The sequence below is a fragment of the Mesocryomonas fontinalis genome (genome assembly GCF_055730125.2).
The window spans coordinates 368,209-383,712 of sequence record NZ_JBUZWG020000004.1; the positions used below are offsets into that span (position 1 = coordinate 368,209).

13 protein-coding genes are annotated in these 15,504 nt (G+C 69.6%); 10 read left to right on the top strand and 3 right to left on the bottom strand.

All coding sequences use genetic code 11. The features are described 5' to 3' along the window. Positions 1–53 precede the first annotated feature (53 nt). Positions 54–1,679, bottom strand: coding sequence for an ABC-F family ATP-binding cassette domain-containing protein (locus tag ACZL02_RS12640; RefSeq protein ID WP_472939950.1), 1,626 nt, complete (start codon positions 1,677–1,679; stop codon positions 54–56). 367 nt (positions 1,680–2,046) lie between these two features. On the opposite strand from ACZL02_RS12640, the gene ACZL02_RS12645 reads away from it, so the two are divergent. From ACZL02_RS12645 to ACZL02_RS12675, 7 genes are all read left to right on the top strand, one after another. Further along, complete coding sequence (locus tag ACZL02_RS12645) at positions 2,047–2,847, top strand: GGDEF domain-containing protein (protein ID WP_472939951.1); 801 nt, start codon at positions 2,047–2,049, stop codon at positions 2,845–2,847. Positions 2,848–3,448: 601 nt separating this feature from the next. Further along, positions 3,449–4,501 carry a tonB-system energizer ExbB gene (gene exbB, locus ACZL02_RS12650; RefSeq protein ID WP_472939952.1) on the top strand — a complete coding sequence of 351 codons (1,053 nt, stop codon included), beginning with the start codon at positions 3,449–3,451 and terminating at the stop codon, positions 4,499–4,501. Between the two features lie 4 nt (positions 4,502–4,505). After that, entirely contained in the window at positions 4,506–5,024 is a 519-nt protein-coding gene (exbD, locus tag ACZL02_RS12655) for a TonB system transport protein ExbD (protein ID WP_472939953.1), read from the top strand. Next, complete coding sequence (locus ACZL02_RS12660; protein WP_472939954.1) at positions 5,021–6,025, top strand: energy transducer TonB family protein; 1,005 nt, start codon at positions 5,021–5,023, stop codon at positions 6,023–6,025. Before exbD ends, ACZL02_RS12660 begins: the two co-directional genes overlap by 4 nt. Positions 6,026–6,246: 221 nt before the next feature. Next, positions 6,247–7,116, top strand: a complete 870-nt coding sequence (locus ACZL02_RS12665; RefSeq protein ID WP_472939955.1) for a fumarylacetoacetate hydrolase family protein — start codon at positions 6,247–6,249, stop codon at positions 7,114–7,116. Continuing rightward, on the top strand, positions 7,113–7,850 hold the full coding sequence (locus tag ACZL02_RS12670; protein WP_472939956.1) for an SDR family NAD(P)-dependent oxidoreductase: 738 nt from the start codon (positions 7,113–7,115) through the stop codon (positions 7,848–7,850). The genes ACZL02_RS12665 and ACZL02_RS12670 overlap by 4 nt, the downstream gene beginning before the upstream one ends. A 352-nt stretch (positions 7,851–8,202) precedes the next feature. Further along, positions 8,203–10,518 (top strand): putative bifunctional diguanylate cyclase/phosphodiesterase, encoded by a 2,316-nt coding sequence (locus tag ACZL02_RS12675; protein ID WP_472939957.1) that lies wholly within the window; start codon positions 8,203–8,205, stop codon positions 10,516–10,518. Positions 10,519–10,561: 43 nt separating this feature from the next. Here ACZL02_RS12675 and otnC read toward each other — a convergent pair whose 3' ends face one another. Both otnC and ACZL02_RS12685 read right to left on the bottom strand, forming a co-directional pair. Further along, entirely contained in the window at positions 10,562–11,200 is a 639-nt protein-coding gene (gene otnC, locus ACZL02_RS12680; protein ID WP_472939958.1) for a 3-oxo-tetronate 4-phosphate decarboxylase, read from the bottom strand. A gap of 10 nt (positions 11,201–11,210) precedes the next feature. Then, positions 11,211–12,218, bottom strand: coding sequence for a LacI family DNA-binding transcriptional regulator (locus ACZL02_RS12685; protein ID WP_472939959.1), 1,008 nt, complete (start codon positions 12,216–12,218; stop codon positions 11,211–11,213). Positions 12,219–12,463: 245 nt separating this feature from the next. On the opposite strand from ACZL02_RS12685, the gene ltnD reads away from it, so the two are divergent. Genes ltnD through otnK form a run of 3 tightly spaced genes read left to right on the top strand, consistent with a single transcriptional unit; the run spans position 12,464 to position 15,500 of the window. After that, the gene (gene ltnD / locus ACZL02_RS12690; RefSeq protein WP_472939960.1) at positions 12,464–13,453 is read left to right on the top strand and encodes an L-threonate dehydrogenase; all 990 of its coding nucleotides are present in this window, start codon (positions 12,464–12,466) and stop codon (positions 13,451–13,453) included. Further along, positions 13,453–14,244 (top strand): 2-oxo-tetronate isomerase, encoded by a 792-nt coding sequence (gene otnI / locus ACZL02_RS12695; RefSeq protein WP_472939961.1) that lies wholly within the window; start codon positions 13,453–13,455, stop codon positions 14,242–14,244. The genes ltnD and otnI overlap by 1 nt, the downstream gene beginning before the upstream one ends. Continuing rightward, positions 14,241–15,500 carry a 3-oxo-tetronate kinase gene (gene otnK / locus ACZL02_RS12700; protein ID WP_472939962.1) on the top strand — a complete coding sequence of 420 codons (1,260 nt, stop codon included), beginning with the start codon at positions 14,241–14,243 and terminating at the stop codon, positions 15,498–15,500. Before otnI ends, otnK begins: the two co-directional genes overlap by 4 nt. Positions 15,501–15,504: the final 4 nt, after the last annotated feature.

A 15,504-nucleotide genomic window follows, 5' to 3' on the forward strand; every position in this document is an offset into this window, starting at 1 on the left:
CGCCCCTCATCCCGCTGCCGCGACCTTCTCCCCGGAGGGGAGAAGAAGCAGCTCTACCCTCGGGCGCGCTTCTGCTTCTTGCCTTCGCGCACCTGGCTCGGGGCGCGCTGGCCCTTGTTGGTGCGGTCGAGGACGAATTTCGCGTAGTCGTCCATGTCGCCGTCGAACGGTTTCACATGGCCGTCGGCGGCGAGCCAGAGACGGTCGGCGACGAGTTCCATCAGCGAACGATCGTGCGTCACGAGGATCACGGCGCCCTCGTATTCGTTCAGCGCGTCGAGCAGCGCCCGGCGACTGTCGATGTCGAGATGGTTGGTCGGCTCGTCGAGGATCAGGAGGTGCGGCGCCGACATCGCCACCTGGTTCAGGAGCAGGCGCGCGCGCTCGCCGCCCGAGAGCGAGTCGACGATCGTCTCCTGCTTGTCGAAGTGGAAGCCGAACTGCGCGAGCTTGGAGCGGCGCTGCGCCTCGGAGGCATCCGGCAGCGAGCGGCGGATGATGTCCATCGGCGTGTCGTTCGGGTCCAGCGCCTCGATCTGGTGCTGGTGGAACCAGCCGACCTCGACGCGCCGGTCGCGCTGCATGCGCCCGGCCATCGGCGCCAGCGCCCCGGCGGCAAGCTTGGCGAACGTCGACTTGCCCGCGCCGTTGACGCCGAGCAGGCCGATGCGGTCGTTGATGTCCAGCCGGAGATTGAGGTCGCGCAGCACCGGCACGCCGGCATAGCCGACATCGACGCTGTCGAGCTGCATCAGCGGCGGCGCCAGCGGGCGCTTCGGGGACGGCAGCGTGAAAGGCGCAACCTGCGCCTCAATGGTGAGGCCGACCGGCTGCATCTTGGCGAGGCGCTTGACGCGCGACTGCGCCTGCGTCGCCTTGGAAGCGGTCGCCTTGAAGCGATCGACGAAGCTCTGCAGATGCGCGCGCTCGGCGTCCTGCTTGGCCTTGGCGGAGCTCGCCAGCCGCTGGTTTTCCGCCCGGCGCTTCTCGAAGTCGTCGTAGCCGCCGGTATAGAGGTCGAGCTTCTTTTCCGAGAGGTGCAGGATGTGGTCGACCGAGTTGTTGAGGAGCTCGCGGTCATGGCTGATGATCAAAGCGGTGTTCGGATACTTCTTCAGCCGCGCCTCCAGCCAGAGCGCGCCTTCGAGATCGAGATAGTTGGTCGGCTCGTCGAGGAGCAGCATGTCGGGCGCCGAGAACAGCGCGGAGGCCAGCGCCACACGCATGCGCCAGCCGCCGGAGAACTCCGCCATCGGCCGGTCGAGGTCGGCGGTGGAGAAGCCGAGGCCGACGAGGATTTCAGCCGCCCGCGCCGGCGCGCCGTCGGCATCGATGTCGATCAGGCGCATGTAGATGTCGCCGATCTCCTCGGGCTCGGCGGTCTCGAGCGCGGCGGTGAGGCTGGCACGCTCGAGATCGGCCTCGAGGATGGTCTCGATGAGGGTGATCGGCGTCGCCGGATGCTCCTGGTCGACCGAGCCGATGCGGGCCGCCTTCGGCAGCGCGATCTCGCCGCCGTCCGGCCCGAGCGATCCGAGGATCAGCTTGAACAGGGTCGACTTGCCGACGCCGTTCCGGCCGACGAGGCCGACCTTCGCGCCGGTCGGCAAGAGCACGCTCGCATCGTCGAAAAACTTCCGGCCCCAGCCGTTGAAGACGAGATTGTTGATCTGCAGCATGGAACAGCCCGGACGTCGGAAATACGGAGCGCGACGGCAGGCAGGCGAAAGCCGTGATGCTGCAGTGCAATGCGAGCCCGGGCTTTAGCACAGGGCGGGGGTGGTGGCGAGGGCGGTCCGCAGTGGGGCGCATCCCCTGCCGTTCGCATCCTTGTGCAGCAGGCATCCGGGGCCCGATCGGTCCAGCTGCCTCTCGGCAAGCCGACCGACGTAACAGCCCATGAACCTTTGGCTGGCTAAATGGTTATGAGGCACCTGCGCTGTTTTCCTGCGGCGGATCGCACGAAATCCTTAGGCTGTTCATGTCGTCGCTCACATCATGCCCGCGTTTCCAGATGCCAAGAGCCGGACACCCGGACACCGTGGCGTGAAGCTACGAACGCCCGAGCGGCGGGCCTTCTGGGCGGCCACGGGCTGGGCGCGGGTGATCGCCGCGACCACGCTCGGGACACTCTTCTGCGTGCTCGCGGCCATCGCCGTCGATTCCGTCAACTTCGACGGGATGACGCCGGACGAATTGCGCTGGGCCGTGCTCATCGATGTGGCGCTGCCGACGGCACTCGCCGGGCCGCTGCTGTTCTTCCTGACCTACAAGATGCGGCAGCTGGCGATCGCCTATGCCGAGCTCCTCGTTGTCGCCAGCACCGACAGCCTGACCCGTCTCCTGAACCGGCATGCCTTCACCGTGCTGGCCGAGACTTTTCTCGCGCGCACCGACCGGGCGAATGCGACCGCGGCGCTGCTGATCATCGATGCCGACAACTTCAAGCAGATCAACGACGAGTTCGGCCATGAGCGCGGCGACGTCGCGCTGCAGATCATCGCCCAGGCGATCCGCGCCACGCTGCGCGAGGCCGACCTCGTCGGCCGGATCGGCGGCGAGGAGTTCGCGGTGCTGTTGCAAGGTACCGACGCACGTCAGGCCGAGGCTGCGGCCGAACGGATCCGCCTCGCCATCCGCAGCGAAGCCTTCCAGCATGACGGCATCGCGCGCGCGCTGACGGTCAGCGTCGGCGGCGTGACGTTTCACGGCCCGGCGAGCTATGACCGCCTGTTCGTCGCCGCCGACCATCACCTCTACGCCGCTAAGGCGGGCGGCCGAGACCAGGTGCGCATGGGCCCCTTCCCCGCCGCCGCGCCGCGGGATCTGACGGTCGACGCGTCCTGAAGCCGAGGCCGGCGGCGGCCTTCCGTTTGCACGGAAGCGCTGGGCGCACTGCAGCGACCCCGAGTGAGCGGACAGTCATGGTCGGTCGGCGGCGGAATCGCGGCGGGCCGACGATACCGGCTTTGCGCAGACGGTGCCGACACGGCGATAGTGTTGGACAAGCATCGTCCAGGTTAGAATCTCTCCAGACAAGCTATCCTCGCCCTCCACGGCGTGAACTGGAATAATTCCAATGAAGAATTCAGGTTTGGATTCTCTGGCAATTGTGCGTATGGAAACTTGAGTAATCGGGTCAGGAATCGATATCCGGTCCCCGGCGTCCTCCGCTTCTCCCGAAAGACGGCAGGCCCGGCCCCATTGACCGCGAGGTGGGCAGACGGTGCAGCAAGCAATTTCGACGGAGGTCCGGGCCTCTGGCATGCCGGATCTGCTGGCTTCGCCAATTTTCGCGGCTGTCGCATCTCCGCCGCGGGCTGTCCCGTCGGACAACGGCCCGAAACTGCGCTCGGCCCTCGCCGAAGAAACCTCGCTGGCCTTGCCGAGAAAGCCCATTCGGCCCTTGCTGAGAAAGCCCGTCCGGCCCTTGCCGAGAAAGATTGAGATGACCGCTCTTCCCCCGCTGTTCACGCGAACCGGGCTCTTGGCCCTCGCCTTGCTGCTGGCCCCCGCCGCTGGCGCGCAGGAGCTGCCCATCCAGCCACCATCGGCCCCGCAGGCGGACGCCCCGGCCGCAGCGCCGACGCTGCCTGCAACGCCTGCCGCGCCGGCCGCCGAAGCGCCGACGGCTCCTGTGGCGCCGACCGCCCCAGCCGGCACATCCAGCACGGTCGACGGCAGCGCTGTCGATGACGGGGCCCCTGCGGGTGACGCCGCTCCGGTCGCTTCCGAGCCTGTTGCCGCCCCAGCGGCGCGGCCGGCGGCGGCGCTGCCGCACGACCTGACGCCCTACGGCATGTTCATGGCCGCCGACTACGTCGTGAAGGCGGTGATGATCGGCCTCGCCTTCGCCTCGCTCGTCACCTGGACGATCTGGCTGGCGAAAAGCATCGAACTCGCCAGCGCCCGCACCCGGGCGCAGCGCGCGGTCCGCCGGCTCGAGCGGGCCGAGAGCCTTGGCGAGGTCGTCGCCGTCGAGCGCGGCGGCAAAGGTGGCAAATGGCCGAAACGCGGCCCGGTCGCCGCCCTCGTCGACGCCGCGTTGCGCGAGGAGGAGCGCTCGCCCGACCTCTCGGCCGACGGCATCAAGGAGCGGACGCAGATCGCCCTGCACCGGATCGAGGCGCGCGCCGGCCGCGCGATGCAGCGCGGCACCGGCCTTTTGGCCACCATCGGCTCGACCGCGCCGTTCGTCGGCCTGTTCGGCACGGTCTGGGGCATTATGAACGCCTTCATCGGCATCTCGAAGGCCAACACCACCAACCTTGCCGTCGTGGCGCCGGGCATCGCCGAGGCGCTGCTCGCCACCGCGATCGGCCTCGTGGCGGCGATCCCGGCGGTCATCATCTACAACGTCTTCGCCCGCGCCATCGCCGGCTACCGGGCCGTCCTCGCCGATGCCTCGGCCGAGGTGCTGCGCCATCTCAGCCGCGACCTCGACCGGCGCGCGCACGGCCAGGTCAAGGCCGCCGCCCGCCGCCTGCACGCGGCGGAGTAGCAGCATGGGGATCAGCCTCAAGGACAGCGGCGACGACGACATCGGCGAAGTCTCCGACATCAACGTCACCCCCTTCATCGACGTCGTGCTGGTGCTGCTGATCATCTTCATGGTCGCCGCGCCGCTCTCAACCGTCGACATCCCCGTCGACCTGCCGGTCTCCAACGCCGCGCCGCAGCCCCGGCCGGAGGAGCCGCTGTTCCTGACGGTGAAGGACGACCTGTCGCTGTCGGTCGGCAACGATACCGTTTCGCGCGAAGCGCTGCAGGCGACGCTCGATGCGCGCACCGAGGGCGACCGCGAGCAGCGCATCTACCTCCGGGCCGACGGCAAGGTCGCCTATGCCGACCTGATGGAAGTGATGAACGGGCTCCGGGGCGCCGGCTACCTGAAGATCGGCCTTGTCGGCCTCGAGGACACCGGCCAGGCCGCCTCCGCTCCGACGACCAGCGTGCCGGGCGCGCCGCTGCAAGGCGCCGCGGCCGGGCCGGCGGACGCCACCGACGGTCCGACGGCGCCATGAACCAGGGCAGAGACCCGCGCGCCATCGAGGCGTCCGGCAACGGCTTCTGGCGCTGGGGTCTTGCCGCCACCGTCGTCGCCGGCGCCTATGCCGGCGCCGTCTGGCTGGCGCTCGCCATGCCGCAGCCGGAGGGCGTCGAGGGCGCGGTCAACGAGGCCGTGATGATCGAGCTCGAGCCTCTGGTCGCCGAGGTCGAGGCGCCGCCGCCGGCGTCCGAGCCGGAGCCTGAAGCCGAAATCGCCGAGGCCCCGCCACAGCCCGTCGCACCGCCCGAGGCCGAACAGCCGCCGCCGGAGCCGGAGGTTGCCCCGCCGCCGCCCGAACCCGCCCCGCCGGAACCTGAGCCCCCGGTGGTGGAGCCGCCGCCGGTGGAGCCGCCGCCTCCGGTCGAGCCGCCGATCGCCGAGCCCCCGCCGCCGGAACCGCCGGTCGTCGAGCCGCCGCCCGAACCGGAACCGCCGCCCGTGCCCGAGCCGGAGCCGGTAGAGGAAGAGGTCGTGCCGGACCTGCCGGCGGCGGAAACGACGTCGGACGCGATCCTCAACGCCCCCATCCCGATGGCGCGCCCGACGCCGCCGCGGCCGCGACCCGTGGTGGCGGAGAAGGCGCCGGAAAAGCCGAGGCCGCGCAAGGCCGCCGCGCCGCCGCCGAAGCGCGCCACGCCGCGGGCAGCCGCCGCTGCCCCGGCCTCGCGGGCGCCCGCCGCCAGCAACAGCGCCGCCGCGCCCCGGGTTTCGCCGGCGTCGTGGCAGCGCCAGGCGGTCAGCCATTTCCGGAAATTCCGCCGCCAGGTCGCGGTGCGGACGCGCGGCGTCGCGCGGGTGGCCGTCACCATCGACCGTCGCGGCAGCGTGCTGTCGGCAAGGCTCGCCTCGTCTTCCGGCAATGCCGAGTTCGACGCGGAAGCCGTCGCGCTGGTGCGGCGCGCGAGCCCCATCCCCGCGCCGCCAGACGGTGTCGGCGGCAAGACGCTGTCGCTGACCGTCCCGGTCGACATGTAACCCCGCCGTATCGACCCGAGAGGAACGCGGGCCTGGGGCCAGGCGGCCCCTTGCCAGACCAGCATTTCAAGAACCGCTGGCGCTATCGCGAAAAAACTGGGCTACTAGTCCAGAAGTTGGCGGCCGACGCATTGACCATGCCGGTGAATTCGATCACTCAAAAACGCTGGGGTCCGGGGAGATAGCACCCAACGGGCCCTCGGGGGTTTGGGAGATACTGCATGAAACTGCTGCGCCACGGGCCTTTCGGCTCCGAACGTCCGGGTCTTCTCGCCGATGACGGCACGCTTCGGGATCTGTCGGGGGTAGTCGCCGATATCGACGACGCCGCGCTGTCGGCCGACGGCCTTGCCCGGCTCGCAGCGATCGACCCCATGACCTTGCCGGAGGTCGCCGCAGGCACGCGCCTCGGCTGCCCGGTCGCGCGGGTGCGCAAGTTCATCGCCATCGGCCTCAACTTCTCCGACCATGCCGCGGAGTCCGGGCTGCCGGTGCCAAGCGAACCGGTGGTGTTCACCAAGGCGACGAGCTGCATCGTCGGCCCGAACGACGACGTCATGCTGCCGAAGGACTCGCTGAAGACCGACTGGGAGGTCGAGCTCGGCGTCGTCATCGGCACCACCGCGCGCTACGTCGCCGAGGCCGACGCGCTGAAGCATGTGGCGGGCTACGCGCTGATCCACGACGTCTCCGAGCGGGAATTCCAGATCGAGCGCGGCGGCACCTGGGACAAGGGCAAGGGCTGCGACACGTTCGGCCCGATCGGGCCCTGGCTGGTGACCTCGGACGAGGTCGGCGATCCGCAGGCGCTGTCGATGTGGCTCGACGTCAACGGCGTGCGCCAGCAGACCGGCACCACCGCCACGATGATCTTCACCGTCGCCCACATCGTCGCCTATGTCAGCCGCTTCATGACGCTGGAGCCCGGCGACGTGATCACCACCGGCACTCCGCCCGGCGTCGGCATGGGCCAGAAGCCGCCGCGCTACCTCAAGGCCGGCGACGTCGTGACGCTCGGCATCGACAAGCTCGGCGAGCAGCGCCAGGACGTCGTCTCGTTCGAGAGCGTCTACCCCGGGACCGCCGCGTGACCGCGCGCTTTTCCGGCCGCGGGGCGATCGTCACCGGCGGCGCCTCCGGCATCGGCCGGGCCATTGCCGGACGGCTGACCGAAGAGGGCGCGCAGGTGGCGATCTGGGACCGCGATGCGGCGGGCGCGACGGCGGCGGCGGCCGAGATCGGCGGCATCGCCGTCGGCCTCGACATCGCCGACTGGCAGGCCGTCGAGCGCGCCGCGGCCGAGACGGCGGAGAAACTCGGGGGCATCGACATTCTCGTCGCCTCCGCCGGCATCACCGGGCCGAACGCGACGCTGATCGACTATCCCGTCGACGCCTGGAGACAGGTGTTCGACGTCAACGTGCACGGCCTGTTCCATTGCAACAAGGCGGTGGCCGCGGTGATGAAGGCCGCCGGCTACGGGCGGATCGTCAACATTGCCTCGGTGGCCGGCAAGGAGGGCAACCCCAACGCCTCGGCCTACTCCGCCTCCAAGGCCGCCGTGATCGGCCTCACCAAGTCGCTCGGCAAGGAGCTCGCGGGCAACGGCGTCACCGTCAACGCCGTCACCCCCGCCGCGGTGAAGACGGCGATCTTCGACCAGATGAGCGAGGCGCACATCGCCTTCATGCTGTCGAAGATCCCGATCGGGCGTTTCGGCACGGTCGACGAGGTGACCAGCCTCGTCTGCTGGCTTGCGAGCGAAGAGTGCTCCTTCACCACCGGCGCCGTCTTCGACATTTCCGGCGGACGGGCGACCTACTAGAGCGCCGTGCGCCGGGAAGGACGCACGGCGCTTTAGCTCTGCAGGTTGCCGCGGCAAGCTCTGTCTGAGGCAACCGGCTATCCCAGGAGCCTCTCCAGGCCTTTAGCGCCTGGAGAGGCGCAAAAGATCAGTCTGACTTACTGGAATAAAGCGCCTTACTTCGACCAGCGGCAGTTAGGACGGCTCACCGAGGGCTTCGGACACCCAAGGACGCCTCCAAAGCATGCCTTCCCTTGCGGCGGGCTCCGGTTGAGAGGTTCCGGGCACAAAATGCACCCCCCTATATTTCACGCTTCCTTATTCGGTAGCCAGCTATATTGTAGGCCGATATTCGATCGGCGAGGCGACGTCCGTGTCATTCCAATTCCAAGACGAGATGGACCGGCTGGCCGAGGCGCACGGACCGACCAGCCTTTTCAAGGTTCCGACGCGGGCACTCCAGGCCCTGGTCGACACGACGCGCCGCCGTTTCGGCGTGGCTATTTGCGGGGTGACGCTGGTGGGGGAGCGGGAGGTTCGCTTCGCCGCCGTCAGCGGCGTTTCCGCCGGGAGCTTCCCGCTCGACCAGGCTTTTTGCACCGAAGCGATCCGGCATGACGGGGTGATGCTGGTCGACGATGCGCGGCAGGATCCTCGCTTCGCTGGGTCGAGCCTCGTCGCCGGCGCGCTCGGCATCCGCTTCTATGCCGGCGTGCCGCTGACCTCCGGAGCCGGCCCGGCCGTCGGCACGCTCTGCCTGCTCGACCCCGAACCGCGGCAGCTGTCGCCTGAAGACGCCGACATGCTGCGCGAACTGGCGGTCGTGGCGCTGGCGTTGATCGAGGACGACCGGGCCGCCCACGAAACGCTGCAACGCTCATCCGGCGCCGAGAGCCGGCGCGACCTCTCCGAGACCGAGAGCCTCGAACTCCTGTCGCGCAGCCGCCAGTTCGAACGCAGCGAGGAACTTGCACGGGTCGGCGGATGGGCCTTCGACCTCGCCTCCGAAGCGGTGACCTGGTCGGATGAACTCTACCGGATCTGCGAAATCCCGGTCGGCACGCCGATCACGCGGGACCGGGCGCTGTCGATCTTTCCCGAAACCAGCCGGGCCTTGTTCGGCACGCTGGTCGAACGGGCGGTCCGGCAAGGCGGCGGCTTCAACCAGGAGCTCGAGATCGCCACCGCGGCGGGCGGGCAGAAATGGGTTCGGATTGCCGGCGACGTCGATGGCGTCGACGGCGTGCCCGTCCGCCTGTTCGGCATTCTCCAGGACATTTCGCAAAAACACGCCTCGGAGCAGGCGCTGTGGCACATTGCGCACCATGATGCGCTCACCGGCCTCGCCAACCGGGCCTATGCGGCGCTCAACCTGACCCGGATCTTCAGCCGGCGCGATGCGGTATCGGCTGCCGCGATCGAAAGCGGCGAGGCGATCGGCATGCTGATGATCGACGTCGACAGGCTGAAGGAGGTCAACGACACGCTCGGCCATGAAGCCGGCGACGTGCTGTTGCGCACCGTGGCGACGCGGATTACCGGGGCGGTCGGCGAGGACTGCCTGGTGGCGCGGATCGGCGGCGACGAGTTCAAGGTGATGTTCGAGCGACCGGTATCGCCGCGCCGGCTGGAGGCCACCAGCCAAGCGATCCTCGCCGCGGTGCGGGAGAAGCTGCGGGTCGAGGACCAGGTGATCACGCCGCAGGTGTCGATCGGCGGCGCCATCGCGAGCGTCAGCGACACGCCGGCAACGCTGCGGCAGAAGGCCGACCTTGCGCTCTACGAGAGCAAGCGGCGGGGCCGCGGCAGCTATGCCGAGTTCCGCGACGACATGCGGGCGGCGATCGTGCGCCGCACAGCCATCGTGCGGAAGGTGGACGAGGCGCTGGCGGAGGGGCGGATCGTGCCGTTCTACCAGCCGATCGTGCGGCTCGACACCTGCCGGCTCACCGGGGTCGAGGCGCTGGCGCGGATGATCGGGCCGGATGGCACGGTGGTGTCGGCCGTCGACTTCCAGGAAGCGCTGGCCGACCCGCGCATCGGCCACGACCTTACCAGCGCCATGCTGCCGCAAGTGGCGGCCGACATCCGGCGCTGGCTGGATGCCGGGCTGACCATCGACCATGTCGGCATCAACATCGCCGCCACCGATTTTCGGGCCGGCGACCTGCGGAGCCGGCTGCTGGACGCCTTCGGCCGGCACGACGTGCCGCTCGGCAAGGTGCTGCTGGAGGTGACCGAGACGATCTTCCTCGACGACAAGCACGCCGCCGTCGTGCAGACCGTCGACGATCTCCGCCGCGACGGCCTGCGCGTCGCGCTCGACGATTTCGGCACCGGCTACGCCGCGCTGACGCACCTGCGCAGCCTGCCGGTCGACGTCATCAAGATCGACAAATCCTTCGTCCACGGCATGCTGACGGACCGCGCGAGCGGGCCGATCGTCGAGGCGCTGATCGACCTCGCCCGCAAGCTGCGGCTCGACGTGATCGCCGAGGGCATCGAGGACCTCGCCGAAGCCGAGCATCTGCGCGGGCTCGGCTGCCCGCTTGGCCAGGGCTATTTCTTCGCCCGCCCCGCCAACGCGACCTTCACCGCCATCATGCTCGACGGCTTCGGCGTCAAGCGCGCGGAGCGACGGCCCGAGAGCGTCGGGCAAGCGGAGCGCGCCTTCGGCAGACAGGGCTGAACGCCAGCGGCTACAGCCTCCCCGGCCCGTTGGCGGCCTTGGCTCAGCTTGGAAAAGCCCTTGCCAGGTCCTCGACGGCCTCGCAGGTCAGCGGCGCGGTCTTGCGGTCGCCGAGAAGGAAGAAGATCTTCGCCGTTTCCTCCAGCTCCTCCATGATCAGCACCGCGTCCTCCAGCGATTTGCCGGCGACGATCGGACCGTGATTGGCGAGGAGCAGCGCGTGGTGATCCCGGGCGGCTGCCTCGACCGCTGCCGCCAGCGCCCGGTCGCCCGGCCGGAAGTACGGGACGAGCGGCAGCTTGCCGACCTTCATCACGTGATAGGCGGTGAGCGGCGGCAGCACGTTCGAGGGATCGGCGTGGCAGAGGCAGGAGACGGCGACCGAGGCGGTGGAGTGGAGATGCACGATCGCTCCCGCGCTGGGCCTCACCTTGTAGACCGCGAGGTGGAAGAACGCCTCCTTCGACGGCGGGTCGCCGGCGAGCAGCGTGCCGTCCGGCGCGACCCTCGAGATGCGGCCGGGGTCGAGCCGGCCGAGCGAGGAGTTGGTGGGGGTGACGAGGATTGACCCGTCCGCCAGCCGCACCGAGAGATTGCCGGCGCTGCCATGCGCCAGCCGGCGCTCGTAGAGCAGCGCCCCGGTGCGAACGATCTCGTCCCGCAGCTGCGCTTCGTCGGTCATCCCATCCCTTTCATACGGTGGCGCCCTCGATCAGCTCGAAGCCGAGATCGACCGTCTCGGCCGGTCCGCCGGCGAACAACAGTTCGGCCGCAACCTCGCCGACGCGGGTGCGCGGCGTCAAAATCGTCGTCAGCGGCTGCGGTGCGAGGCGGGTGATGTCGAGCCCGTTATAGCCCATCACCGCGAGGTCGCCGGGAATGGCGATGCCGTGCGACAGGCAGTGGAACAGGCCGCCGAGCGCCATGTCGTCGTTGGAGAAGTAGACCGCGTCGAGATCGCGGTTTTCCGCGAGCAGCAGAGCGAGGCCGTCGCGGCCGGACTCGATCGAGGACGGCGTGCGCATGATGGTCTCGGCGACCAGCGGCACGCCGGCCCGCGCGAGGCTCGCCAGGAAACTGTCGCGGCGCTTCTCCGCGCGGTGGTCGTGCGACAGATCGTGGCCGACATAGCCGATACGGCGGTGGCCGCGGCGCAGCAGCAGTTCCGCGCTCGCCTCGCCGGCGGCCCGGTTGGAATAGCCGACGACGATGTCGATCCCCTCGCCATCGACATCCAGCACCTCGGCGACGCGCACGCCCGCGCCGCGCAGCATGGCCGAGGTCCGCGGCGAATGGTCGAGGCCGGTGACGACGAGCGCCGCCGGCCGCCAGGCGAGCATGGCGGCGACGAGCTTTTCCTCGCGGTCGATGTCGTAGTCGGTGACGCCGATCACCGGCTGGTAGCCGGCGGTATCGAGCACCCGGCTGATGCCGCGCAGGAGATCGGGGAACACCACATTGCCGAGCGAGGCGATGACGACGCCGACCAGCGTCGAGCCGGCGGAGGCCAGCGTGCCGGCGAGCCGGTTCGGCACGTAGCCGAGCGTCTCGACCGCCTCGCGCACCCGGTTGCGGACCTTCTGCGACGAAGCGCCCTGCTGGCGCAGCACGCGCGACACCGTGCTCTCGCTGACGCCGGCGAGCCGCGCCACCTCGCTGATGGTCACCGACGTCCCGCCGCGTGCCTTGCGAATACGCATCTCTTCTGACTGCACGGTGCTGCCTGTTCAGGTTTGCCGGCAGGTTCGCCTGCCGGGCGAGCATGCCCAGGCCGATCTTGCACAGTTTCGAGGCGGCGTCTCGGAAATTTGGCAGCGCTGCCAGTTTTGGGTTGGCAGCGCTGCCAAGGTCGGCTAGCGTCAGGCAAGCTTGCAAAAAGCGGCACCCGCAAAAGCCTTCACGGCGATCGGGAGCGGGAGGATAAATTCCCCCGCGGGGAGGAAACATGGCGACGGACCCTTCCGTTCACAGCAGGCGTTTTGCCGTCATCGGGCTCGGCTCGATGGGCATCGGCATGGCCAGCTCGCTGCTGCGCGCCGGCCACGCCGTCGCCGGCTTCGACGTCACCCCCGCCGCCCTCGATGCCTTCGCCAGTGCCGGTGGCACCGCCGCCGCCAGCGCTTCCGAAGCCGTGCAGGGTGCGGACGTGGTGTTCAGCGTCGTCGTCAACGCCGCCCAGACCGAGGCGCTGCTGTTCGGCGTCGCCGGGACTGAAGCCGGCATTGCCGAGGCGATGGACGCGGGCGCGGTCTTCGTCTCCTCCGCCACCATGGATCCCGACATCGCCCGCCGCCTCGCCGCAAGGCTCGAGGCGAGCGGCCGGCTCTACCTCGACGCCCCGATGTCGGGCGGGCCGGTGCGTGCGGCCAAGGGCGAGCTGACGATGATGGCCTCGGGCTCCGCTGCCGCCTTCGACAAGGCGCGGCCCGGCCTCGATGCCGTGGCGGCCAAGGTCTACGAACTCGGCGATGCCGCGGGCGCCGGGGCCGCGTTCAAGATGATCAACCAGCTGCTCGCGGGCGTTCACATCGCCGCCGCCTGCGAGGCGATCGCGTTCGCCGCCAAGCAAGGCCTCGACCTCGGCAAGGTCTACGAAGTGATCACCGCCTCGGCCGGCAATTCCTGGATGTTCGCCGACCGCATGCCGCATGTCCTCGACGGCGACTACCGTCCGAAGAGCGCGGTCGACATCTTCGTCAAGGATCTCGGCATCGTCCAGGACATGGCGCGCCAGGCGCGGTTTCCGGTGCCGATCTCGGCCGCAGCGCTGCAGATGTTCCTTGCCGCTGCGGGCTCCGGCATGGGCCGCGACGACGACGCATCGGTCGCCCGCGTCTATGCCGCGCTCGCCGGCGTCGATTTGCCCGGCGCTTCACAGGCGCCCGGCACATTACAGGCAACGTCTCCCGCCGCTGCGCCCGGAAAGTCCGCCTGATGCCGCGCTTTGCCGCCAATCTCACCATGATGTTCAACGAGGTGCCGTTCCTCGACCGTTTCGCGGCGGCGGCGGATGCGGGCTTCGACGCCGTCGAGTTCCTGTTTCCTTATGACCATCCGGCCGAGGAGATCGGGCGGCAGCTCGCCGACAACGGCCTGACGCAGGCGCTGTTCAACCTGCCGCCGGGCCATTGGGCCTCTGGCGAGCGTGGCATCGCCTGCCTGCCGGAGCGGGCCGGCGAGCTGCGCGAGGGCGTCGAGGCGGCGCTTGCCTATGCCGAGGCGACCGGCGTCAAGCGCCTGCACCTGATGGCGGGCCTCGGCGATCCCCGCGACCCCGAGGCCGTCGCGGCTTATCGCGACGCCGTCGCCTGGACCGCGGGACGGCTTGGCGAAGCCGGGATCGACCTCGTGCTCGAGCCGATCAACGGCCGTGACATGCCCGGCTATTTCCTCAACGATTTCGGTGCCGCCGCCGCGTTGATCCGCGAACTCGCGTTGCCGAACCTCAAGTTGCAGTTCGATATCTACCACTGCCAGATCCTGCACGGCGACGTCATCGTCGGCCTGCGGGACCTGATGCCGATCATCGGCCACGTGCAGGTCGCAAGCGTTCCGGCGCGGCACGAGCCGATGACCGGCGAGCTGAACGATCTGGCTGTCTTCGCCGAGCTCGACCGGCTCGGCTATACCGGCTTCGTCGGCTGCGAATACCGGCCCGCGGGCGCGACGCTCGACGGTCTCGGCTGGCTGGACATTGCCCGCAAAGCCAGCGGAGCGACGGCATGACGCTCCGCCTCGGCGCCATCGCCGACGACTATACCGGCGCCTCCGACCTTGCCAATACGCTGGCGAAGAACGGCCTGCGGACGGTGCAGACGATCGGCGTGCCGGCGGCCGGCCTCGTGCTGCCGGACGTCGATGCGGTCGTCGTGTCGCTGAAGAGCCGCTCGATCCCCGCCGCCGAGGCGGTCGCGCTGTCGCTGGCGGCGCAGGACTGGATCGCCGCGCAAGGCGCGGGTCATGTTCTCTTCAAGGTCTGCTCGACCTTCGATTCCACCGATGCCGGCAATATCGGCCAGGTGATGGACGCGCTGCGCGCGCGGACGGGAGACGCCGCGGTGCTGGTCACCCCCGCCTTTCCGGAAACCGGCCGCACCGTCTATGCCGGCAACCTCTTCGTGCTCGGCGTCCCGCTGGCCGAGAGCCCGATGAAGGACCATCCGCTCAACCCGATGCGCGACAGCGATCTGCGAAGGGTGCTGGCGCGCCAGTCTACCCAGGCTGTCGGCCTCGTCGACCTCGCAACGGTGGCTGAGGGCCCCGAAGCGGTGGCGGCAGCGCTGGCAGAAGCTTCGGCGCGCGGCGAGGGCGCGGCCATCGTCGACGCCGTGTTCGAGGCGGATCTCGAGACCATCGGCAAGGCGGCGCTCGGTCAGAAGCTCTCCGTCGGCGCCTCCGGCCTCGGCCTCGGCCTTGCCCGGGCGTTGGCGCCCGCGGGAGAGCGGGCCGGCGCAAAACCCTTCGCGGCGCTCGGCGGCTTTTCCGCTTGCCTATCCGGCAGCTGCTCGGCCCAGACGCTGCGCCAGGTGGCGGCGGCGGACGCGATCATGCCGGTGCTGCGGCTCGACACCGAAGCGGTGCTGGCCGGAACCGAAGCGGTGACTGAAGCGCTCGGCTGGGCGAAGGCGAGGCTTGCCGACGGCGCGGTGCTGATCGCCTCGACGGCATCGCCGGAAGTGGTCACGTCCCTGCAGAAGAGCCATGGCGGCATGGCGGTCGGGCGGGCGATCGAGCAGGCCTTCGCCGAGATCGCTGCCGGCCTCGTCGCTGCCGGCGTGCACCGGCTCGTCGTCGCGGGGGGCGAGACCTCGGGCGCGGTGGTCGACCGGCTCGGCCTCACCGCCTTCGAGCTCGGCCCCGAAATCGCGCCGGGCGTTCCGGTGCTGAAGAGCATTGCCGGCCCCGACATGCGGCTGGCCTTGAAATCCGGCAATTTCGGCGGCGTCGACTTCTTCCGCGACGCCCTCGAGCTGATGCCATGAGCGA